This window comes from Streptomyces sp. NPDC005492, assembly GCF_040605995.1.
GTDB lineage: Bacteria > Actinomycetota > Actinomycetes > Streptomycetales > Streptomycetaceae > Streptomyces.
Genome location: NZ_JBEXDX010000003.1, coordinates 285445 through 306649 on the forward strand (window position 1 = coordinate 285445; position 21205 = coordinate 306649).

20 protein-coding genes and 2 pseudogenes are annotated in these 21205 nt (G+C 70.4%); 11 read left to right on the forward strand and 11 right to left on the reverse strand.

All coding sequences use genetic code 11. The features are described 5' to 3' along the window. Position 1 precedes the first annotated feature (1 nt). Positions 2-793, forward strand: a complete 792-nt coding sequence (locus ABZT04_RS06415) for a PP2C family serine/threonine-protein phosphatase (RefSeq protein WP_356053553.1) — start codon at positions 2-4, stop codon at positions 791-793. Next, complete coding sequence (locus ABZT04_RS06420; protein WP_356053555.1) at positions 790-1956, forward strand: hypothetical protein; 1167 nt, start codon at positions 790-792, stop codon at positions 1954-1956. Before ABZT04_RS06415 ends, ABZT04_RS06420 begins: the two co-directional genes overlap by 4 nt. Here ABZT04_RS06420 and ABZT04_RS06425 read toward each other — a convergent pair. The 6 genes from ABZT04_RS06425 to ABZT04_RS06450 all read right to left on the reverse strand — a co-directional run bounded on the left by ABZT04_RS06425 (position 1944) and on the right by ABZT04_RS06450 (position 8224). Beyond that, positions 1944-2555 carry a hypothetical protein gene (locus tag ABZT04_RS06425; RefSeq protein WP_356053557.1) on the reverse strand — a complete coding sequence of 204 codons (612 nt, stop codon included), beginning with the start codon at positions 2553-2555 and terminating at the stop codon, positions 1944-1946. The genes ABZT04_RS06420 and ABZT04_RS06425 overlap by 13 nt on opposite strands. After that, complete coding sequence (locus ABZT04_RS06430; RefSeq protein WP_356053559.1) at positions 2542-4080, reverse strand: VWA domain-containing protein; 1539 nt, start codon at positions 4078-4080, stop codon at positions 2542-2544. The genes ABZT04_RS06425 and ABZT04_RS06430 overlap by 14 nt, the downstream gene beginning before the upstream one ends. Beyond that, positions 4077-5294 carry a toxic anion resistance protein gene (locus tag ABZT04_RS06435; RefSeq protein WP_356053561.1) on the reverse strand — a complete coding sequence of 406 codons (1218 nt, stop codon included), beginning with the start codon at positions 5292-5294 and terminating at the stop codon, positions 4077-4079. Before ABZT04_RS06435 ends, ABZT04_RS06430 begins: the two co-directional genes overlap by 4 nt. Before the next feature lie 13 nt (positions 5295-5307). Then, positions 5308-6387, reverse strand: a complete 1080-nt coding sequence (locus ABZT04_RS06440; protein ID WP_356053563.1) for a substrate-binding domain-containing protein — start codon at positions 6385-6387, stop codon at positions 5308-5310. Positions 6388-6501: 114 nt separating this feature from the next. Continuing rightward, positions 6502-6900, reverse strand: a complete 399-nt coding sequence (locus ABZT04_RS06445) for a hypothetical protein (RefSeq protein ID WP_356053564.1) — start codon at positions 6898-6900, stop codon at positions 6502-6504. A 112-nt stretch (positions 6901-7012) separates the two neighbouring features. Then, positions 7013-8224: a pyridoxal phosphate-dependent aminotransferase gene (locus ABZT04_RS06450; protein ID WP_356053581.1), complete on the reverse strand. Its 1212-nt coding sequence runs from the start codon at positions 8222-8224 to the stop codon at positions 7013-7015. A gap of 126 nt (positions 8225-8350) precedes the next feature. Between ABZT04_RS06450 and ABZT04_RS06455 the strand changes: the two genes are divergently transcribed. After that, complete coding sequence (locus ABZT04_RS06455; protein WP_356053603.1) at positions 8351-9013, forward strand: hypothetical protein; 663 nt, start codon at positions 8351-8353, stop codon at positions 9011-9013. 119 nt (positions 9014-9132) lie between these two features. After that, positions 9133-9957 carry a serine protease gene (locus ABZT04_RS06460; RefSeq protein WP_356053605.1) on the forward strand — a complete coding sequence of 275 codons (825 nt, stop codon included), beginning with the start codon at positions 9133-9135 and terminating at the stop codon, positions 9955-9957. A 1-nt stretch (position 9958) separates the two neighbouring features. Here ABZT04_RS06460 and ABZT04_RS06465 read toward each other — a convergent pair whose 3' ends face one another. Both ABZT04_RS06465 and ABZT04_RS06470 read right to left on the reverse strand, forming a co-directional pair. Continuing rightward, positions 9959-11566, reverse strand: coding sequence for a D-aminoacylase (locus tag ABZT04_RS06465; protein ID WP_356053607.1), 1608 nt, complete (start codon positions 11564-11566; stop codon positions 9959-9961). Positions 11567-11591: 25 nt separating this feature from the next. Beyond that, positions 11592-12875, reverse strand: a complete 1284-nt coding sequence (locus ABZT04_RS06470) for an amino acid deaminase (RefSeq protein ID WP_356053609.1) — start codon at positions 12873-12875, stop codon at positions 11592-11594. Between the two features lie 159 nt (positions 12876-13034). On the opposite strand from ABZT04_RS06470, the gene ABZT04_RS06475 reads away from it, so the two are divergent. The 5 genes from ABZT04_RS06475 to ABZT04_RS06495 all read left to right on the forward strand — a co-directional run bounded on the left by ABZT04_RS06475 (position 13035) and on the right by ABZT04_RS06495 (position 17554). Then, positions 13035-14081 carry a sugar kinase gene (locus tag ABZT04_RS06475; RefSeq protein WP_356053611.1) on the forward strand — a complete coding sequence of 349 codons (1047 nt, stop codon included), beginning with the start codon at positions 13035-13037 and terminating at the stop codon, positions 14079-14081. Further along, positions 14078-14842, forward strand: a complete 765-nt coding sequence (locus ABZT04_RS06480; RefSeq protein WP_356053613.1) for an IclR family transcriptional regulator — start codon at positions 14078-14080, stop codon at positions 14840-14842. The genes ABZT04_RS06475 and ABZT04_RS06480 overlap by 4 nt, the downstream gene beginning before the upstream one ends. Next, positions 14839-15249 (forward strand): RidA family protein, encoded by a 411-nt coding sequence (locus ABZT04_RS06485; protein ID WP_356053615.1) that lies wholly within the window; start codon positions 14839-14841, stop codon positions 15247-15249. Before ABZT04_RS06480 ends, ABZT04_RS06485 begins: the two co-directional genes overlap by 4 nt. A 111-nt stretch (positions 15250-15360) precedes the next feature. Further along, on the forward strand, positions 15361-16836 hold the full coding sequence (locus tag ABZT04_RS06490) for a gluconate:H+ symporter (RefSeq protein WP_356053618.1): 1476 nt from the start codon (positions 15361-15363) through the stop codon (positions 16834-16836). Between the two features lie 91 nt (positions 16837-16927). Continuing rightward, entirely contained in the window at positions 16928-17554 is a 627-nt protein-coding gene (locus tag ABZT04_RS06495) for a hypothetical protein (protein WP_356053620.1), read from the forward strand. Between the two features lie 14 nt (positions 17555-17568). Here the strand turns inward: ABZT04_RS06495 and ABZT04_RS06500 are convergent, their stop codons facing one another. Next, positions 17569-18825: a hypothetical protein gene (locus ABZT04_RS06500; protein ID WP_356053622.1), complete on the reverse strand. Its 1257-nt coding sequence runs from the start codon at positions 18823-18825 to the stop codon at positions 17569-17571. A 49-nt stretch (positions 18826-18874) separates the two neighbouring features. Continuing rightward, on the reverse strand, positions 18875-19393 hold the full coding sequence (locus ABZT04_RS06505; protein WP_356053624.1) for a SigE family RNA polymerase sigma factor: 519 nt from the start codon (positions 19391-19393) through the stop codon (positions 18875-18877). A 153-nt stretch (positions 19394-19546) separates the two neighbouring features. Here ABZT04_RS06505 and ABZT04_RS06510 point away from each other — a divergent pair, with 153 nt between their 5' ends. Continuing rightward, positions 19547-20053, forward strand: coding sequence for an SMI1/KNR4 family protein (locus ABZT04_RS06510; RefSeq protein WP_356053868.1), 507 nt, complete (start codon positions 19547-19549; stop codon positions 20051-20053). Positions 20054-20101: 48 nt separating this feature from the next. On the opposite strand, the pseudogene ABZT04_RS06515 reads toward ABZT04_RS06510, so the two are convergent. After that, positions 20102-20483: pseudogene (locus tag ABZT04_RS06515) on the reverse strand (Scr1 family TA system antitoxin-like transcriptional regulator); the annotation flags it as partial. A gap of 215 nt (positions 20484-20698) precedes the next feature. Between ABZT04_RS06515 and ABZT04_RS06520 the strand changes: the two are divergent. Beyond that, positions 20699-21129, forward strand: a pseudogene (locus ABZT04_RS06520) (ATP-binding protein). The last annotated feature ends 76 nt before the right edge of the window (positions 21130-21205 follow it).

The following is a 21205-nucleotide window of genomic DNA, read 5'->3' on the forward strand; positions in this document are numbered from 1 at the left end:
GGTGGCCGACTCGCCCTGGCGCATCCACGGCCTGAGTGTCGAGGGCTACCGCCATCGCCGTACCGGCACCCCCTGCCAGGACGCCTGCACGTATGCGGCGTCGGCTTCGGTGACCGTCCTCGCGGTCGCGGACGGCGCGGGCAGCCGTCCGCACTCCGACCAAGGGGCCCTGCACGCCGTCGAGTTGGCGGCCGAGCACTTCCGGCGCCGGGCCGCCGCCGCGTCCGGCTGCCCGCCGGGCGAGGAGGTCCACGACCTGCTCGCCGACGCCTTCCACGACGTCAGCAAGATCTTCCTGGACACCTACGGCGCCGCCGCCCCCGACTACGCGACCACCCTCACCGTGGTGGTCCTCACCCCCGGTTGGCTGGGCCATCTCAGCGTCGGCGACGGCTTCGTCGTCGTACGGGCCGGAACCGAGGACGGGGAACGGCAGTTCCATCTCCTCCCGCAGCCGCCCGCCGTCAGCGAGTACAGCAACGAGACCGTCTTCCTCACCTCCCCGGACGCGCCCCGCCGACTGCACACCGACTGCGTGGCGGACCCGCGCGTCGACGGGGTGCTGCTGTCCACCGACGGCCTCGCCCAGGCCGCGCTCTCCACCCCCGGCGGCGGCCCGCCGCAGCCCAACGTGTCCTTCGTCGACGCAGTCCTGCGCTCCCTGGACGCCCCCGGACCCGTGACCGACAGCGCGCACGACGGCATCGCCGCCCTTCTCAGGTCGGACCGGCTGACCAGCCTGAACGCCGACGACAAGACCCTCCTGCGGGCCGTGCGCACGGTGGCCAAATGACCGGCCGTACCGTCTACTTGGACGGCAAGCCCGTCACCCTCGCCGAACTCCCGCTCAAGGGCGGCGGCCAGGCGGCCGTCTTCCCCGTCGAGGGCGACGACACCATCGTCGTCAAGCTCTACCGCGACCGCCCGGGCCCCGACCTTGAACGCCGCCTCGCCCGCATGCTGACCATGTCACCCCTGGCCGCCCGCCCCACCGACGCCAACCAGCCGCCCGAACTCGCCTGGCCCACCGCCATCGCCCGCGGCCCCGACGACGCCTTCCTCGGCTACGCGATGCGCCGCTTCGGCGAGCCCCAACACGTGCAACTGGTGGGCCTGTTCACCCGCGTCCAGCGCCTGCGGCTCTTCCCGGACCGCGCGGACTGGCGCTTCCTGCTCGGCGTCGCCTGGAACCTCGCCTTCATGACCGCCCGCATGCACTACGACCAACTCGTCATCGGCGACTTCTCGTCCAGCAACGTCGTCGTCGACGCCAACGGCTTCGTCACGTTCCTCGACTGCGACTCCATCGCCTTCACCGACCCGGTCACCGGCGAGCACTTCCCGTGCCTGATGCACACCACCGACTACTCCTCACCGGAACGCCAGTCGGGCGCCGCGGCCACCCCGGAGAGCGACGACTTCGCGCTCGCCGTGCTGATCTACCAGCTTCTCACCGCGGGCAACCACCCCTTCGGGGGCGTCCCGCACGACAGCACGCCCGAGTCCACGGTCAAGGACAACATCGCGGCGAGCGTCTCCTACGTCGTCCGTCCCGAGCTGGTCGTCATCCCGCGCGGCACGGTCGACCCCTCGGTCCTCCCGCCCGGTCTGCTGACCCTGGCTCACACCGCCTTCGGCGCGGGCGTCCACACGCCGAACGCCCGCCCCAACGCGGAGAGTTGGCTACGCGCCCTCGACCAGGAGCGCTCCCGCGTCCAGGTCTGCCAGGGCCGCCCCCTGCACACCTACGGCTCCCACCTCCCGACCTGCCCGTGGTGCACCCGGGCCGCGGTCACCGGCCACGACGTGTTCAACCCACCGGTACGGCCGACCGTGCCCGCACCGCCACCGGTGCCACCGGCGGCCGGTCAGGGCGTCCAGTACGGCCCGCTGAAGGTGGTGGTCGCCCTGGTCCTGCTCGTCGTGCTGCTGATCGTGCTGGATCACCTGTCCTGAGAACGCCCGCGCTCCTCCAGGAACCTGGTGTGCGTCTCCTGCCGCCGCTCCTCGGCCTCGCGCAGTCCCCGCGCCAGGCCCTGAGCCTCCTCCTGGAGGACCGCCAACTGCCGTTCCAGGTGCCGCTCCGGGGGTTCGGCGCCCGGCGCCAGCCGCGTCCACCACCGGGTCCGTACGTACGTGTCGACCGCCTCCGGCACGTCTTGGCGGATCGCCCGCGACAGGATGTGCACGCCCTCCGGATCCTGCGCGAGATGGTGGGTTACCTGCGGATCGAGGAGCGCGGCAAGGAGCTGGGTCAGCTCGGTGAGCCGGCCCGCGGCGGCCGGGGGCAGGTCGACGCCGGTGAGGTAGCCGCCCAGCTTCTCGAAGTCGTCGCGCAGTTCCTCCAGTTGGGCCGACGGGTCCGGGAAGTCGGGCGGCGCCGGCCGCTCCGGCGGGGCGATCAGCGCGCCCGCGCCGTACAACCCCACGACCACGACCGGCCAGTACGGCCCCGCCACGCCCACGAACGTCAGCACCAGGCCGACGAGTCCGCAGGCGCTGCCGGTGAGGTTCTTGCGGGACTCCAAGTAGCCCAGGAACTTACTGGTAGCCACGGATCTCCTCGAAGGCGCCGTCCAGCGAGCCCTGTTGGGCGTCGAAGAGCCGGCCGCCGGTCAGGTCGGCGATGTGCTGGAGCTCCGCCTTGTCCGAGTCGCCGAAGAGGATGGGGAACACGGGGATGTCCCGCTGGGCGGCGGGCAGTCCACCGTAGAAGCCGTCGAATGCCGTCGCCTTCGCGCCGGTCGTGTTCTCGCCGTCCGTCATCAGCACGATCGACGTGAACGTGTCGCCACCGGTGCCGAGATGCTCGTACGCCTTCTCCAGCGACGTGTAGATCGCGGTGTTGCCGTCGGCGCTGAGCGCCTTGGTGTCCTCGCGGATCGCGTTCAGCCCGGCCTGTGGATCGCCCGGGCTCACGACATGGGTCCGCACACTCTTCACGGCCGACCCGAAGGGCATCAGCGTGACCTCCTCGCGCTGCCGGAAGTCGCCGGTCAGAGCGGTGAGGGCCTTCTTCAGCCGGGACAGCCGGTCGCCGGCCATCGAGCCCGAGGTGTCCAGGACGTACACGGTCCGCGAGGGGCGGCGCAGCTTGTTCTCGTACGAGTCGAGGAGACCGTCGGCCACGGACTGACTGCCCGGGAAGGGGAGTTCACGCCGTCGACTGGTGTCGAGGCCGGAGGCGGGCGGCACGGAGGCGACCACCGGGCGGCGGTGGGTGCGGGTGGTGATCAGTTTCTGCAGGGCGTCCGTGCGCAGGTCCGTCGTCACCCGGCGGACGTTCTCGCGGGTCGTGGCGTCCGTCGAGGCGAGCGAGGTCAGCGGGTAGTCGGCGGTGACGACCCCGTCGCTCGGGCGGATGACGGTCAGGCCCGGGATGCCCTTGAGGACGGACTCGTAGTTGAGCAACGCGTCGACGTTGCCCCGGCGTTGGTAGGCCTGGGCCAGCCAGCCCGACGAACCCGACGTCAGCTTCTGCCCCTTGAAGAACTCCTTCAGCCGGGGAGTCGCCTTCGCGACGTCCGCGTCGGTGAGCGCCGACTGCGCGTCGGAGAGGGCGGAGGCCACCGAGATCAGCGTGGAGAAACCGGAGTTGGAGCGCGCCGGATCCGTCATGCCGTACGTGAGCTTGCCGTCCTGGACGGCCTGCTCGATCTGCGACCAACTGACCTTGTCCGGCTGCCAGCCCAGCGTCCTGACGGTGGCCGTCTTCACGCCGATCGCGACCGGGCTCGACATGATCGGCGTCTCGGACACGACCTTCTTCGCCGCGTCGGGCCGTAGCCGCAGATAGTCGTTGGACGACAGCCACAGGGCGTCGTATTTCCCGTCGACCTTGCCCTTCGCCAGCAGGTCGACCGCGTCCAGGGTGCCCATGTAGGTGGGGCGGATGGTGATGCCGGTGTCCTTGCGGACCCGGTCGAACACCGGGGTCATGTCGCTGAGTTCGCTGGAGGCGAGGACGCGCAGGGTGCCGGGCTTCGGGGCGTTGTCGTCGGTCGCGGGCTGCTTCGGCTGCGAGGTGCAGGCGGTCAGCAGCGCGACCGCGGTGAGGGCGAGCGGGAGGAGGCGTCTCATCCGAGGCCACCCTCCAGCGCGCTCTGCGACCGGCTCCGCTCCAAGTAGCTGCTGGCCTGCTGGAGTTCGGAGGTCAGGGACTCCACGGTCGCCGCCATCACCTCGGTCGCCTGGACCTTGTAGGTGTCGATCGCGTCGAGCGTGCGGTAGATCTGCTGGAAGGCCGTCCGCAGCGTCTCGGCGCCCACCGCCGGGTCCGCCGCGATGCGCTGGATCTCGCCGCTCTGCGTGGCGAGCATCTCCGCGTTGCCCCGGATGAGGTCCTCGGTGGTGCCGCGCAGGGCGTTGACCTGGTCGACGACCTTGCGCTGGTTCTCCAGGGCGGACGCCAGCATCACCGAGATGCGGAGGGCGGAGACGGTCGTGGTCGCCGCCCGGTCCACGCCCTTGATCAGCTCGTCGTTGTTGCGCCGTACGACGTCCATCGCCAGGTAGCCCTGCGCGCAGACCGCGAGCTGGGTCAGCAGGTCCTGGTGCTTCTGCCGGACCGGGAAGAGGACGTCCGCGCGCAGGGTGTCGGCCTGTGCGGGGTCGGTGGACTCGACGCCGGCGATGTGCTGTTCGACGGCCGTGTCGAGGGCCTGGGTGAGGACCACGTACTCCTGGAGCTTGCCCATGGTCTCCCAGAGGCGGACCCGCTCGGTCTGCAACCCCGCGTTGTCGCGCCGGAGTTCGTCCTGGCCGCCGCGCAGCGAGCCCACGATCTTGTTCAACGTGCCCTGTGCGGAGGCGTACTTGGCGACGTGGTCGCGCAGCTTGTTGCCGCCCGGGAGCCGGGACAGCAGCTTGCGTCCCTTCGAGGCGGGCAGGTCGCGCGGGTCCAGGTCCTCGACCACGCGCCGCAGTTCGACGAGCGAGCCCGCCACCTGCGACTGCGCGTCCCCGCCCTTCGCGGGCAGGCTCCGCACGGTCCGCTCCAGCATGCGGTTGGACTGCGCCGTCGCGCTGCGCATCTCCCCGGCGCCGAGCGCGGTGATCTCCCCGACCTTGCCCGCGAACTCGGGCGAGCGGGCGTCCAGGGCGGCGAGCCCCTCGACGTAGGCGGTGGCCTTGCGCTCCATGTCCGTACGGACACTGTCGTCGACCGGCACCAGCCCGCCGGCCTTCTCCTTCGGGACCGGCTTCACCGCCTCGGGCGGGGTGAGCGTGAAGACGTCCTCACCGCTGAGGGTGTGCTGACTGCTGTTCTGGCTGGTGTTGAAACTGCTGCTCATATGGTCCCCCCGGTCAACCGCGCGCCCGGCGCGCCATGTCGTGCAGCACCTTGGAGGTGGGCACGGGCGCCTGCCGGACGCCGGTCAGTGTCTGGTTGAGATAGCTGGAGTGGGCGGCGGTGGCCGCGACGAACTCGGCGGTGTCGCCCTGCGGCCGGAACCCGTGCCGTACCGCCAACCTGCGCAACGTCGGGTCGCTGCTGAGGAGTTGACCGAGTTCCCGGCCCTCGGGCGTGAGCGGTACGACGGTGTGGTCGCTGTTGGCCGTGGTGTCCGGGTAGAGGACGACGAGGTCGCCGACCGGCTGCTTGTCGAGGAGCAGGGAGGCCACCTGGGACTCGTACACGAGGACCAGCGGATTGCCGGCGCCGCTGATGAAGTCCCGGAACGGGGCGTCAGAGCTGGACTGTTGGGCGCCCTGCACGCTGATCAGCTTGTGCATCAGGGGCGCGGTGCGATCGACATCGGCGCTACTGGCCGCCACCCGGCCCCCGTTGGCGACGTAGGAAGCGGCCGCGAGGTACAGCGCACCCGAGTTGGAGGTCTCCGGGTCGGTGGACGCGATGTAGAGGGTGCCGGTCAACTCCCCGTGCTTTTCGGCCCCCTTGAGCTGCTGCCAGGTCCGGTCCCGCTTCGCCGCGTCCAGATAGGCGGCCATCTTCAGCGTGCCCCGGTCCTGGCTCTTGTCCAGCGTGGCGAGCCCGTTGGCCGCGAGGACCTGGGCGGCGCTGCGGTGCGCGACGACGACGAGCGGCGAGTAGAAGGGCCGCGGCAACGGCTGCCGCACCTTGTACTTGTCGGCGAGCGCGTCGGCGGGCGCCTGGCTGGAGGGGAAGGCGAAGTCGTAGCCCTTGAGGTCGAGCCCCTCCATGGCCCAGGAGCCGGAGGTCTCCGTCTTGACGGTGAAGCCCTTGGCGGCGAGGGCCTTCACCACATCGGGATCGGCGAAGAAGTCCGCCTTCTCCGAACCGATCACACCGTGCACGGTCTTCGTTGCCGTGCCCTTGTCCCCGTTGTCCCGGCCCGCTACGACGGCTGCCACCACTCCGCCGATCAGCAACACCGCGAGGACGATTCCCGCGATACGTCTCACGAGGGGCAGCGTGCTCGCGGAACCCAACATTCCTCGCGAGAACGGATGAACGGCACGTGTCATGCCGGTCCCGGATCAACACGCTTGAGGTGCCGCCCACTTGGGCGCCCCGGCTCAGGTCAGCGCACTGGCCCGGTGGGCGTCCATCCGCTCGGCGGACAGGATCGCGGCGGCGGTGTCCGCGCGGGACGCCGCGACCACCAGGGCGCGCCCGGCGAGGACATGCGCGCGTTGGTGCAGGCTCGCCAGGTGGGACCCGGAGGAGGCGTCGGACGCGAGCCTCGGCGTGGTGCCGCCGCGCAGGCGCGTGAGCTGACCGGCGAGGCGCTCGGCCGCCGCGTCGAGATCGGCGGACGGCGCCAGCGCGCGCAGCTCGTCGGTGACCGCGAGCAGCGCGGCGAGGTGACCCGCGAGCTGGATGTCCAGTTCCTCCTCGCGCGACCGGTGGGGGAAGTCGGAGGGGGTGCGGGCCAGCGTGGTGTGGACCGACTTGGTGCGGATCGGTTCGTACATGGCATGGTCTCCTGTGCTCTGACAGGAAACCATCCTAGCTTAGATTCCGTCTAAAGTTGTGCGAGACCGAAAAGCGACCGGAAGAAGTGGCCGAAACCACGGGCCGTGAGGTTTAGAGCTGGCTGTACCCGTCCAGGAAGTTCCCGATCCGGGTCACCGCGTCCCGCAGATCCCCGACCGAGGGCAGTGTCACGACGCGGAAGTGGTCGGGCTCGGACCAGTTGAAGCCGGTGCCCTGGACGACCATGATCTTCTCCTGGCGCAGCAGGTCGAGCACCATCTGCCGGTCGTCCTTGACCTTGAAGACCTGTGGATCGAGCCGCGGGAACAGATACAGCGCGCCCTTCGGCTTCACGCAGCTCACCCCCGGGATCTGGGTCAGCAGCTCGTATGCGACATCCCGTTGCTCCTTGAGCCGCCCGCCCGGCAGCACCAGGTCCTGGATGGTCTGCCGGCCGCTGAGCGCGGCGACCACTCCGTGCTGGCCGGGCATGTTGGCGCACAGCCGCATGTTGGCCAGGATCGTCAGACCCTCGATATAGGACTCGGCGTGCGCGCGCGGCCCGGAGATCGACATCCACCCGACGCGGTAACCGGCCACCCGGTAGGCCTTGGACATGCCGTTGAAGGTGAGCGTCAGCAGGTCCGGGGCGATCTTCGCGGTCGGGGTGTGTGTGGCGCCGTCGTAGAGGATCTTGTCGTAGATCTCGTCGGAGCAGACGAGCAGGTTGTGGCGGCGGGCGATGTCGGTCAGCCCGCGCAGCATCGCCTCGTCGTACACGGCCCCCGTCGGGTTGTTGGGGTTGATGATGACGATCGCCTTGGTGCGGTCGGTGACCTTGCGCTCCACGTCGGCGAGGTCGGGCATCCAGTCGGACTGCTCGTCGCAGCGGTAGTGGACGGCGGTCCCGCCGGAGAGCGAGACGGCGGCGGTCCACAGCGGGTAGTCCGGGGACGGTACGAGGACCTCGTCCCCGTCGTCGAGCAGCCCCTGCATCGCCATGACGATCAGCTCGGAGACGCCGTTGCCGATGAAGACATGCTCGACGTCCGTCTCGATGCCCAGCGTCTGGTTGTGCATCACCACCGCGCGCCGGGCGGCCAGCAGCCCCTTCGCATCGCCATACCCGTGCGCCGACGACACGTTCCGGAGGATGTCCTCCAGGATCTCGGGCGGACACTCGAACCCGAACGCGGCCGGGTTCCCCGTGTTCAGCTTCAGGATGCGGTGGCCTGCCGCCTCCAGACGCATCGCCTCTTCGAGAACCGGGCCCCGGATCTCGTAACAGACATTGGAGAGCTTCGTCGACTGGATCACCTGCATGTCGGTGAGCTTACGGCGCGGTAACGCCTGTCGCGTCGTGTTTTCCACCACGTGGGACGTGGCGGATTGGGTCGTTATCGCCGGTAACTGTCTCGGAGGCCCCACCTGTCCCTAGAATGCGCGGTCATGTCCAGGCCAACTCAGTCCGAGAACGGGGTACACGGCGCGCCCGAGCCGCCGAACGTGTACCACCCGCAGGCCGATTCGGTGCCGTCCTACGACGCGTACGCCGACCCCGCGACCGCCCACGGCTGGCAGAACGCCTACGACGAGACCCGCGAGCTGCCTCCGGTACCCGTACCGGCACCGGTACCGGCGGAAGGCCCGGAGGCGCCGGGCGGGCGGGCGCGTACCCGTCGGGACGCCCGGCGGGATGCTCGCCGACCACGCCGTGTCGCCGTCGCCGCGGGCGCGGCGGGGGTCCTGTCCGTTGCCGCTCTGGTCGTGAGCCTCACCCCCTCCGGGTCGTCCTCGGACGGGTCGCCGGGGAAGGGTGACCGCGTGAAGGTGTCGACGGCCGGGGAATCCACGGGTGCTCCGGCGGAGGAGGACGCCTCGGCGTCCCCTGAGGGCTCCGCGTCCGCGACAACCGCAGCCTCCCCCGCTTCTTCCCCTGCCTCCCCGTCGCCGACCTCCGGTGCGGGTACGTCGGCGAGCCGCCCGGTGTCCTCCGCCCCCGCGACCACGTCTCCTGCCGCCACGTCGGTCGCACCGTCGACCACACCCACCACCGGCCCCAAGCCCGGCAGTCAGGGCCGCGGCCACGGCGCGACCAAACGGCCCAAGTGACCTGCGGCCGGAAACAGTTGCTTGCCCCTCGCGCACTCACCCCTTCACAATGCGCATGACAAGACCGTAGGCGGCCGGAAGATCTCCGGTCGCTCGTGTCTGTAAGAGGGGACCCCCACATGAACAAGCCTCTCCTTGCCGCACTCTCCGTCCTGGCCATCGCCGGGACCGGTGTGGCACCCGCGGTCGCCGCGCCGCGGGCGGCGGCGGTGACCGTCGACTTCGCCGGGACCGTCTCGCTCAGCAACTGCTCCGGTTCGGTCATCCGCTTCCCCAACTCGACCGACACCGCCCCGGCGCTGGTCATGACCAACGGCCACTGCCTGGAGACCGGCTTCCCGGACCCCGGTGAGGTCATCACCGGGCAGTCCTCCAGCCGTACCTTCGGGCTGCTGAACTCGGCCGGCACCAAGGTCGCCACGCTCCGCGCCAACCAGGTCGTCTACTCGACGATGACCGACACGGACGTGACGATCTACCGCACCACCACCACGTACGCGGCGATCAAGAGCGCGTACAACATCAGCCCGCTCACCGTGAGCGCCACGCACCCGACCGCCGGCAGTGCCATCAAGGTGGTCTCCGGCTACTGGAAGACGATCTACAGCTGCAACATCGACGGGTTCGTGTACCGGCTGAAGGAGGGCGACTGGACCTGGAAGGACTCGGTCCGCTACACCTCCGCCTGCAACACCATCGGCGGTACCTCCGGGTCGCCGGTGATCGACACCAGCACCGGCCAGGTCGTCGCCGTCAACAACACGGGCAACGAGGACGGCGAGACCTGCACGGAGAACAACCCGTGCGAGGTCGATGCGAACGGCACGGTGACCGTCCGTGAGGGCATCAACTACGCCGAGGAGACCTACAACATCCCGGCCTGCTTCACCTCGGCCAACGTGCTGAACCTCAGCGCGAGTACCTGCACGCTGCCCAAGCCGTAGGTCAGGGGCGGAGGTTGGCGTTCCGTCGCACGGGACTGCGACGGACCGACCGCCCCGCCAGTACGTCCGTCCGCCGGCCGTCCTCGATCACGAAACGGCCGTCGACCAGGACATGGGGGATGCCGGTGGGCAGCCTGCGCGGCTCCTCGAATGTCGCGTCCGCCGCCACCGTCGCCGGGTCGAACAGGACCAGGTCGGCGCGGTATCCCTCGCGGATCAGGCCCCGGTCCGGCAGGCGCAGGCGCGCCGCCGGGCGCGAGGTGAGGTGCGCGACGCACTCCTCCAGGGACAGGATCCCCAACTCCCTTACGTAGTGGCCGAGATAGCGCGGGAACGTGCCGTACGCCCGCGGATGCGGCTTGCTGCCCTGGAGTACGCCGTCCGAGCCACCCGTATGGACGCGGTGCCGCATGATCGTGCGGACGTTCTCCTCGTGGCCCACGTGCTGGAGGATCGTCGAGCCGAGCCGGTCGGCCAGGAGCAGGCGGCGGGCGGTGGTCCAGCTGTCGAGGCGGCGGCCGACGTGTTCCGCCAGCGCGGGATCGGCGACACCCGAGATCTCGATCGTGTCCCACTCGATCGGCACCCCGTGGCAGCCGTCCGCCCCGATCACCTCCAGGTGGTGGCGGATCCGCTCGGCGGTGTCGTCGTCCGCCAGCCGCTTCAGGATCGCCTCCGGGCCGCCCTCGCTCGCCCAACTCGGCAGCATCGCCACGAGCGTTGTGCAGCCGGGGGTGTAGGGGTAGGTGTCCAGGCTGATGTCCGCGCCGGCCGCCAGTGCCTCGTCCAGCAACGCGATCAGCTCCGGTGCCCGGCCCTCGTTCACGCCGAAGTTCATGGTGGCGTGGGCGAGATGGAGGGAGCAGTCCGCCTCGCGGGTCAGCTCCACCATCTCCTGGTAGGCCTCCAGCGCGCCCGCGCCGTACGAGCGGTGGTGCGGGCAGTAATAGCCGTCGTACGACGCCACCACTCGGCACAGCTCGGTCAGTTCGGCGTCCTTCGCGTACATTCCGGGCGTGTACGTCAGCCCGGACGACATGCCGACCGCGCCCTGCTCCATGCCCTCGGCGACCAACTGCCTCATCCGGTCCAGCTCTTGAGGAGTCGCCGCCCGGTCCTCCCAGCCGACGGCCAGCATCCGGACCGTCCCCTGGGGGATCAGATAGGCGGCGTTCACCGCGATGCCCCGGTCCAGGCGGTCCAGGTACTCGCCGACCGAGCGCCAGTCGAAGTCGATGTCGTCGCCGTACCCGTTCCACCCGGTGATCGCCCGGCGGACCTCAGCGAGAGTGCGGTCGTCCACCGGGGCGTACGACAGCCCGTCCTGGCCGAGGACTTCGAGAGTCACCCCCTGCGCCGCCTTCGCGCTGTGGTCCGGGTCGCGCAGCAGGGCCAGGTCGCTGTGGGCGTGCATGTCGATGAAGCCGGGGGAGAGGACCAGCCCCTCCGCGTCCAACTCCCGCCGCGCCTCGGGGCGTTGACAGCCCGCCGCCGCTGCCTCCTGCACGATCGAGACGATCCGTCCGTGGTCGATCACGACGTCGGCGCGGTACGACGGACCACCGCTGCCGTCGACGACGTCCGCGTCCCGGATGACGAGCTGCTCCACGACTCCTCCTGGAAGAACGTACGGACTAGAAGAACGTACGGATGTAGTCGACGACCGTCCCGTCCGCCTCCGCCACCGGGATCAACTGCCACTTGTCGAAGGACGTGCAGGGGTGGGACAGACCCATCCCGAGCCAGTCGCCCACCTCCAGGTCCGCCTCGGGCGTCGTCCGCAGCCAGGCGTGCTGGTCGGACAGGCCGGTGACCGCGACGCCGGCCGCCGGGCGTTCGGTGCCGTCCCGGCGCACGACCTGGGCGAGCGGGAGGTCGAGGTCGTAGGCCGCGTCCCGCTTGCCCGCGTTGGCGAAGGCCTGCTCGGGGGAGGGGCGGGAGACGATCTGCGCCCAGAGCCGGAAGGCGGGCTCCAGCGCGCCCTCCTCGGGGACCCGGGTGAAGGGGGTCAGCTTGCGGTAGTGGCCGTCGTCGTGCGAGACGTAGGCGCCCGAGCGCAGCAACTTCAGTGCGGGGAGGGAGAGTTCGGGCAGTTCGGCGAAGACGTCGGCCACCGCGTCGAACCAGGCGCTGCCGCCCGCGCTGACCACGATCTCGTCGAGCCCGGTCCCGGCGAACCGCCCCGCCTTGTCGAACTCCACGGCGAGCGAGGTCAGTCGGCGCAGCCAGGTGTGCACGCGCTCCGGGTCGGCCTGCGGCACCTCACCCTCGTAGCCCGCGACCCCGACCAGCCGCAGTGTCTCCGCGGCGGCCACCGCGTCCGCGACCGCCGCGCACTCCGCCTCCGTGCGCACGCCGGTGCGGGCGCCCTCACCGGCGGCCAGTTCGACGACGACGTCCAGCGGGCGGGCGGCGCCGCGCAGGGCCGCGTCCATCGACTCCACTCCGCGCACGGAGTCGACGTAGCAGATGAGGCGGAAGTCGGGGTCCGTGTCCTGTTCGGCGGAGATCCACCTCAGGGCGGCGGTGTCGACGAGTTCGTTCGCCAGGAAGATCCGCTCGATCCCGAACTCCCTTGCCACGCGCACCTGGTGGGGGACCGCGAGGGTGATGCCCCAGGCCCCGTGGGCGAGTTGGCGGTGGAAGAGCTGAGGGGCCATGGAGGTCTTGCCGTGTGGGGCGAAGGCGAGGCCGTGGCGGGTCGCGTAGGTCTCCATGAGGCGGAGGTTGTGCTCCAGGTGCTCGGCGGAGAGGGCGAGGACGGGGGTGGTGAAGCCGCCGGTGAAGAGGTTGCGGCGCTCGGCCGCCAGCTCGGCGAGGGTGCGGCCGGCCGCGCCCGGGGGGAGGCCCTTGAAACGGTGGTCGACGCGTTCCCCGGCGAGCCGGGCGAGCGCTTCGGTACCGGTGGCGCGGACCATGGGGCCTCCCTGAACAGGACCTGAACTGCATCTGATCTGGACCGTTGCAATAACTGCAACCTTCATTGCGTATATCGCTTACCGCTGTCTAACATCTCGCCCAACACCGGGTCAACGGAGCCACCGCCCCCGGCGCACCGACGAGGAGCCATCAGCATCGTGACCGCCGACGGACAGTCGACCGCCGCCCGTGACGTCGTGGACGTCGTAGCGCTGGGCGAGTCCATGGTCACCTTCCTACCCAGCCGCCCCGGCCGCCTCGCCGACGTACCGTCCTTCGACCGCGCCATCGGCGGTGCCGAGTCGAACGTCGCCTGTGTGCTGGCCGCGGCCGGGCACAGCGTCCGCTGGGTCAGCCGGGTCGGGGCCGACGGCTTCGGCGACCATCTCGTCGAGACGATCGGCGGCTACGGCGTGGACGTGTCCGCCGTGCGACGTGATCCCGCGCGTCCGACCGGCGTCTACTTCCGCACCGCCGGGGACCGGGCCACCGACGCACACGAGGTGGCCTACTACCGGGCCGGATCCGCCGCCTCCGCGATGGCCGTCGACACCGTCGACCTGGACGCGGTGCGGGCGGCCCGCGTGCTGCACCTGTCCGGGATCACCCCGATGCTGTCCGAGGGCTGCCTCGGCCTGGTCCGCGAGCTGACCGCGATCCGGGCCGGCCGCCCGCTGCTCTCCTTCGACGTCAACCACCGCCCCGCGCTGGGCCGTTCGGCCGACGGGCCAAGCGTGCTCCTTGAACTGGCGCGCGGCGCCGACCTCGTCTTCGTCGGCGAGGACGAGGCCGCCGAGGTGTGGGGGCTGGTGGGGGCGGAGGCGGTCCGGGCCGCCTTTCCCGACCCGGAGACGCTCGTCGTCAAGCAGGGCGGACGCGGGGCCACCGTCTTCCACAGGCGGCAGGTCACCTTCGTGCCCGCGCCGCACGTCGACGTCGTGGCCGCGGTCGGCGCCGGGGACGCCTTCGCCGCCGGTTTTCTCTCCGCGACCCTGCGGGGACTTCCCGTACGGGACCGGCTGCGGCACGGCCACCTCACGGCCGCCGCCGCCCTCACCGTCCCCGGCGACCTCGCCCCGCCCCCGGCCCGCGACCACGCCGACCGCCTGGTCGCCCTCGACGACCAGGCGTGGGGGAGACTTCGACTCGGCCCCGGCTGGACCGACGCCGCCGACTGGGCCGACGAGGAGGTATGTACGCCATGAGTCAGACCGTCGACCGCGCGCTCAGCATCCTGCCGCTGCTCGCCGAGGGCCCCGCCGACCTCGGCCAGGTCGCCGACCGCCTCGACGTCCACAAGTCGACGGCCCTGCGGCTGCTGCGCACCCTGCACGAACACGGGCTCGTCTACCGCCAGTCCGACCAGCGCTACCGCCTCGGCGCCCGCCTCATCGCCCTCGCCCAGGAGGCGATGGAGAACCTCGACATCCGCGAGATCGCCCACCCCCATCTCGTACGGCTGAACGAACAGTGCGGGCATACCGTCCACCTCGCGGTGTACGAGGAGAACGAGGTCCTCTACATCGACAAGGTGGAGAGCCGCTACCCGGTGCGCATGTACTCACGGATCGGCAAGCCGGTCGCCATCACCGTCGCCGCCGTAGCGAAGCTGCTGCTCGCCGACCTCCCGGAGAGCGAGCGCCGGGTACTCGCCGACAAGCTCGACTACCCGATGTACACCGCTCGCTCCACGCCCAACGCCCCCGCTTTCGTACGGGAGTTGGAGAAGGTGCGGGAACAGGGCTGGGCCACCGACCTCGGCGGCCACGAAGAGTCCATCAACTGCGTCGCCGCGCCGATCCGGGGCGCCGACGGACGCGTGGTCGCCGCGATGTCGGTCTCCGCGCCCAATGTCGTCGTCACCGCCGACGAACTCCTCACCCTGCTCCCGCTGGTCCGTCGTACGGCGGACGCCATCAGCGGCGAGTACTCCGGCCGAACACCCGTCAAGGAAGCCACCACATGACCGAGAAGATCGCCCTCACCCCGAAGACCCACACCACCCCGCCCGCGAAGTTCTCGCACGGCGTCCGGAAGGGCAACATCCTCCAGGTCGCGGGCCAGGTCGGCTTCCTGCCCGCGGTCGAGGGGCAGCCCCCGACACCCGCCGGGCCCACCCTGCGCGAACAGACCCTCCAGACCCTCGCCAACGTCAAGGCGATCCTGGAAGAGGGCGGTGCGAGCTGGGACGACGTGATGATGCTGCGCGTCTATCTGACGGACGTGGACCACTTCGCCGAGATGAACGCGATCTACAACGAGTACTTCGAGCACCACCTCACCGGGGCACCGGCCGCGCGCACGACGGTCTACGTCGGCCTGCCCGCCGGGCTGCTGATCGAGATCGACGCACTGGCCGTCCTCGACGCCTGACGCTCACTCAACTCCCGCACATCGTACGACGGTTCGGCACCCCTCGGGGTGCCGAACCGCGATCCCCCACGCCCGAAAGTCCCATGCCTTTACGACCACGAGGACCCCCTCATGTCCCTACCGCTCGCCGCCACCGCCCCCGCGACCCCACCCCACACCGGAGGCCTGCTCCTCCTCCTCGACGGCACCGCAGGTCTGCTCACGGTCGCCGCCCTCGGCATCGCGCTCCTGCTGTTCCTGATCATCAAGGTCAGACTCCAGCCGTTCGTGGCCCTCCTCGCCGTCTCCATAACCGTCGGCCTGCTCTCCGGCCTGTCGGTCACCGAACTCTTCGGCACGGTCCAGCGCTCGGACGCCGTCTCCACCATCGAGTCCGGCATGGGCGGCATCCTCGGCCATGTCGCTATCATCATCGGCCTCGGCACCATGCTCGGCGCGATCCTCGAAGTCAGCGGCGGCGCAGAGGTGTTGGCGTCCCGACTGCTCAACCTCTTCGGCGAGAAGCGAGCGCCCCTCGCCATGGGCCTCACCGGACTGATCTTCGGCATCCCGGTCTTCTTCGACGTCGGCATCTTCGTCCTCGCGCCGATCGTGTACGCCGCCGCCAAGCGCGGCGGCAAGTCGATCCTGCTCTACTGCCTGCCGCTGCTCGCCGGTCTGTCGATGACCCACGCGTTCCTGCCGCCGCACCCCGGTCCCGTGGCGGCCGCCGGCCTCCTGCACGTCCAGCTCGGCTGGGTCATCCTCATGGGCATCGTCTGCGGCCTCCCCGCCGTGCTCGCCGCCTGGGCCTACGCCGCCTGGATCGGCAAGCGGATCTTCGTCGCCGTACCGCAGGACATGGTCGAGGCGGCGGCCGAGGCCAAGCAGGCGGTCATCGACGAACAGCGCGCGGCCGGCGTCGAACCGCAGGAGAAGCCGGTACCGCTGGCCACGGTCCTCGCGATCATCGGCACACCCCTCGTCCTGATCCTGGCGGCCACCTTCTCCTCGATCGCCTTCGACCCGTCCACCGGCCGCTCGGTGCTCGAATTCTTCGGCAGCCCCTTCGTCGCCCTGACCATCGCGCTGCTCCTCGCGTACTACCTCCTCGGTCTACGGCGAGGCTGGTCCCGCAAGTCCCTGGAGACCGTCTCCACCGCCTCCCTCAAACCGGTCGGCAACATCCTGCTGGTCGTCGGCGCGGGCGGGATCTTCGGCGCCGTCCTCAAGGCGAGCGGCGTCGCCCAGGCCCTCTCGGACACCTTCCACGACGTGGGCCTGCCAGTGCTCGTGCTGTCGTACCTGATTTCGCTGGTCCTGCGCGTGGCCCAGGGTTCGGCGACGGTCGCGATCGTGACGACGGCGGGCATCGTGGCCCCGCTCCTCGCGGAGGGCGACCACTCCCAGGCCTTCGTCGCGCTCGTCATCATGGCCATCTCGGCGGGCTCGATCTTCGCCTCGCACGTCAACGACGGCGGTTTCTGGATGGTGGCGAAGTACTTCGGGATCAGCGAGCGGGACACGTTGAAGACGTGGACCGTACTGGAGTCGGTGCTGTCGGTCGCCGGGTTCGCGGTGGCGGCGGTGCTGAGCGTGTTCGTCTAGCACTTCGTGGTCCAGGCTCTGTTGTAGGAGTCTGATAACGAAGTTGGGGCTGGCTGTGCCCGACACAGGATCGTCGACCATACTTCCCGCTGTGGAGCAGCGCATAGGTTCGAGCAGCCAGCCCCTGGAGGGCGCCGGATTCGACCCGGCCTTCATCCCCGGGCTCACCGCACCCGCCGTGTCCTCGGAGGAGCCCGAGGAGCCCGAGGGCGAGGAGTCCCCGGCCCCGAAGGTCGACGCCGAGAAGGCCGAGGTCGAGGACGTCGTCGCCGAGGGCGATGATGCCGATGAAACGGATGACGAAGCGGTCGGTGAAGCCGACGCCGAGTCGTCCGAGGACGACGGCGAAGGCGACGGTCCCGTCTTCGAGGCGTCCGACCGTCGTGCGGAGATCGTCGCGGACGCGAAGGGCGTACGACTGCGCCTGGACGACCAGAGCTGCGAGTTCCGCTGGGACGAGATCGGTGCGGTCGAGACCGAGACCCCGCGCTTCGGCAAGCGTTTCACCATCACGGTGCACACTCCCGACCGCCGCTGGTACCCGATCGAGATCGAGGCGGCGGCCCGGAGCAGGTTCGCCGAATGGGAGACGCGGCTCGACGCGGTTCTCGACGCCTACTTCGAGGACGGCGCGGACGCCGACGACGAGGACGACGAGTCGGCGGAGATAGACGAGGCGGAGCTGGCGGAGGCGGAGGCCGAGGTCCGCAAGGACTAGCCCGTCTCCCGGGCTCAGAGCCAGTCGGGGCTCAGGGCGATCTGCCGAAGCTGTTGCACCGTCAGGGCCGGGGTCGTGCGGGTCGCGGTGGTGTCCTGGGCGCCGGAGTTGAAGGCGCTGACCACCACCCGCGTCCCGTCGGTCCGGATGGTGTCGACGGTCCACATCACGACCCCGGCGCCGCCCTTCTCGCCCGCCCCCTGGTGTACGGCGACCTTCGTGCCGTCCGACAGGACCTCCGCGCCGGAGCCGAAGAGGTCGCCCTCGACGTCCGACATGTTCGCCTGCACGTTGACCTGCACGAGGCTCTTGCCCTTGCCGTCGTCGACGACGAGATAGCCGAACCCGGCGTCGTCGGTGGCGCCGGCCTCGGACACCGTGAGGCCCTTCGGCAGCAGGGTCTTGAGGGTGGAGGTCACGGACAGCAGGCCGGTCGTACCGCTGGAGCCCGAACTGGTGGGCGTGGTCGGCGTGTTGGGATCGGCCGGAATAGCGTCGATCGCGTCCCGCCACTCCCGCGCGGCGGCCAGTTTCCTCAACTGCCCTGCGGACAGCGGCGGTCGACTCCTACTCACGGGCGCGTCCTTCTCGGCGGCGGCGTTCCACTCGCTGACACCGACGTGCTGCCCCTGCGGGGTGACCAGTTCGGCGCTCCACCACTTGGTGTCCACCCGGCGGTCCGGATACTCGTACCCCTGAAGGACCATGACCACCGACCCGTCCGCCAACCGGCTGGTGCCGCACGCGTCGTAGTGCGCGAACGCCTTCCCCGGGCACGTCGTCGTCTGCCGCGCCTGGTCGCTCCCCGGCTGCACCCGGCCCAGGCTGACGCTGACGGCCGACGCGCCCTTCCCGTCGTCGTAGACGAGTTGGACGTACGGCCCCGGTTCCTCGTCGGTGCCGCGGGCGACGGCCTTGGAGAACTTGCCGTCCGGGAGCAGCATTTCGAGCGTACTGATCAAGGTGTTCGCAGGGACGGGTGCCGGGGCGGAGGCGGAGGCCCGGGTGGAGGTGGCCGCTGAGCCCTGCGCCTCCGGGGAGTGTCCGCTCGGCAGCAGCAGGGCCCCGCCGACTCCGACGAGGGCGATACCGGCGGCACCGCCCATGACCGCGGCGTTCCGGCGCCGCAGCAGGCGCCGGCGTCCCTTGAGGGCACCGGCGGTGGCGAGCGCGGCCCGGTCGGTCTCGAAGGCGTCGGCCGTGTGGTGCAGGCCGGCGGCGAGCCGTTCCTCGAAGGGGTCGAGGGATTCGCTGTGTTGGACGTCGGGCATGGCGGACCACCGTTTTCGCTGGGGAGGAAAGGGAGTTGAGATGAAGGGATTACGGGCGCGCGTATTCGTCGAGGCTCTCGCCGAGCAGCTCCCGCAGCCGGCCGAGCGCGCGGACGCACCGGGTGCGTACGGCGGCCGAGCTGACGTGCATGACGTCGGCGGTCTCCTCCACGGACCGGTCCTCCCAGTACCGCAGGACGATCACGGCCCGGTCCTTGGCGGGCAGCCGGGAGAGGGCCTGGAGCAGGGTCAGCCGCAACGGGGTGTCACGGCCCGAGCCGCCGGGGTCGGGCAGGTCCGGGAGTACGTCGGTGGCGCGCTCGGTGCTGCTGCGGCGCCGCTGATGGGCGAGGAAGGTCCGGGTGAGGACGGTCTGCGCGTACCCGGCGGGGTTGCCGACCCGGGCCATCCGTCCCCAGCCGACGTACAGCCGGCCGAGGGTCTCCTGCACCAGATCCTCGGCGAGATGCGTGTCCCCGGCGGTCAGCAGACAGGCCGACCGATAGAGATGCCCGGCCCGCGCGGCGGCGAACTCCTCGTACGCATCGTCCCGTCCCTGTCGTCTCATACCCGTTCCCCCTGACCCCCGCGGGTTGCTGCCTGCCGCGCCCTCACTTGTACTGATGCGGTGGACCCACAGAAATGTTTCAGGTTGCGCCGACCGGTGGGGCGCAAGGTCGGCCCGGGCCCGTTGTCAGTGACGGCTGTTACGAATGAAGGCATGACCGAGGACGCGATCATCCATGCTGTCCGGGCACGGTATCGGGCAGGCGAACGGCCGCCGACCGCCCCGCCGGAGGCCGTGACCGAGCTGGAAGGCGCGGTCGGCTATCCGATGCCCGCGCTCCTCAGACGGATCCATCTCGAAGTAGCCGATGGTGGGTTCGGCCGCCGGGGTGAGGCGCTGTCCCTCACGGACAGGGAGTACCGGTTCAGTGACAGCGGCCGACTGGTGGAGGAGTACCTGCGCTGGCGCCGAACCCCCGGCCACCCGCCCTCCGTCGTACCGCTGTTGACGTGGGGCTGTGCGATTTGGTCCCTCGTCGACTTCAGTACCCCGGAGGGCCGGATGTGGGGCTGGGATCCCAACGCCCGGTGCCCCTGGCACGGGGAGGCGCTGTTCCCCGAGGACTTCACCCTGGCCGAGCGGCTTCAGGGGTGGCTGGACGGCGACGAGGTCTTTCCGGCGGCGCCCGTCGGGCCGGACGCGTACTGCACGGAAGGCTGACCCGGGACGCGTGCGCCCCGGACGCGCCCCGCCCCGCGACTCCGACCGCCGGTGTGCGAGCCTGAGGGCGACCTCGTGCTCGGGCAACGGCGGCAGTGCCGCCTTGAAGACGGCTTGGGCATGGTCGCTGGATTGAAGCAGCCCCGGCATGTGGATCAGGTGCACGCTGCGGATACGTACGGCGTGGTGTTCCAACTCTGCGATATCGAGGATTCCGGCGGGAAGGCTGCCCCGGTACTTCTCCCACCAGCCCCCGCTGGGTGGGTTGGGCCATCTCGACCAAGGCGTCGAGGTACGCCTCGTCGTCGCAGTCGCAGTTGCAGGCCAGGGTGCGCAGCCGTTCGGGGCTGATGGCTCGTGTGCCCGACTCGATGTTGGAGATCTTGCCGCGATCCACGCCGAGCAGCCCCGCCGCGTACTCGCCGGTCATGCCGGCAGCCGTACGCTAATGAACGAGCTACCCACGGCAGTCGGAAGCGCATCGCGCGGGCCTGCCCGCAACCTTCTGCCCTCGGAGGGGCGGGCCCGCGCCAGGGAGACAGGCCACCGAAAGCCGCCGACGCGAACCCCATCGCCGTACCCACAGAAACGGAGCCTCGCCCATGCCCCGTTGCCCCCACCTTCACGGCAGACCCCACCCCACCCATCCGCGAAACCCTCGCCTACAGCCTTACGCTCCCTGCGGCCCTGGCCAGCCCGGCCCTCGCGAGGGCGGCGACGCGGGAGATCCTCAAGGCGCACAACCTGCATGACCTGCTGGACCCGGCGCTGCAGCGGTCGGTGAACTCGCGGCGACCGCAGCCCAGTTCGCCGAATCCACGAACGTCTACCTCTCCCTCCGCTACCGCGCGTCCGCCCTCCGCCTGACCGCCTACGACAGCCACCCCCGCCACACCCAACCCCGCCTCGCCACGGCCTGCGACACCCGCCGCCGCGCGGCCCTCCGGGTCCTTGACTGCGTCTGCCGTGCCTGCGACGGCAGTTGGGGCTTCGGTGAGTCACGCGAACCGGGCGGCGGGACGCGGATGTGGGCGACGCTGCCGAGGGAGGGTGCGGCGGCGTACGGGACGAGGTGAGTGCCCATGGTTCGGCCTAGGACCGGATTTCACCTGAGTACGGATTCAGCCTGAGTACGGATACTCAGAGCCCGTG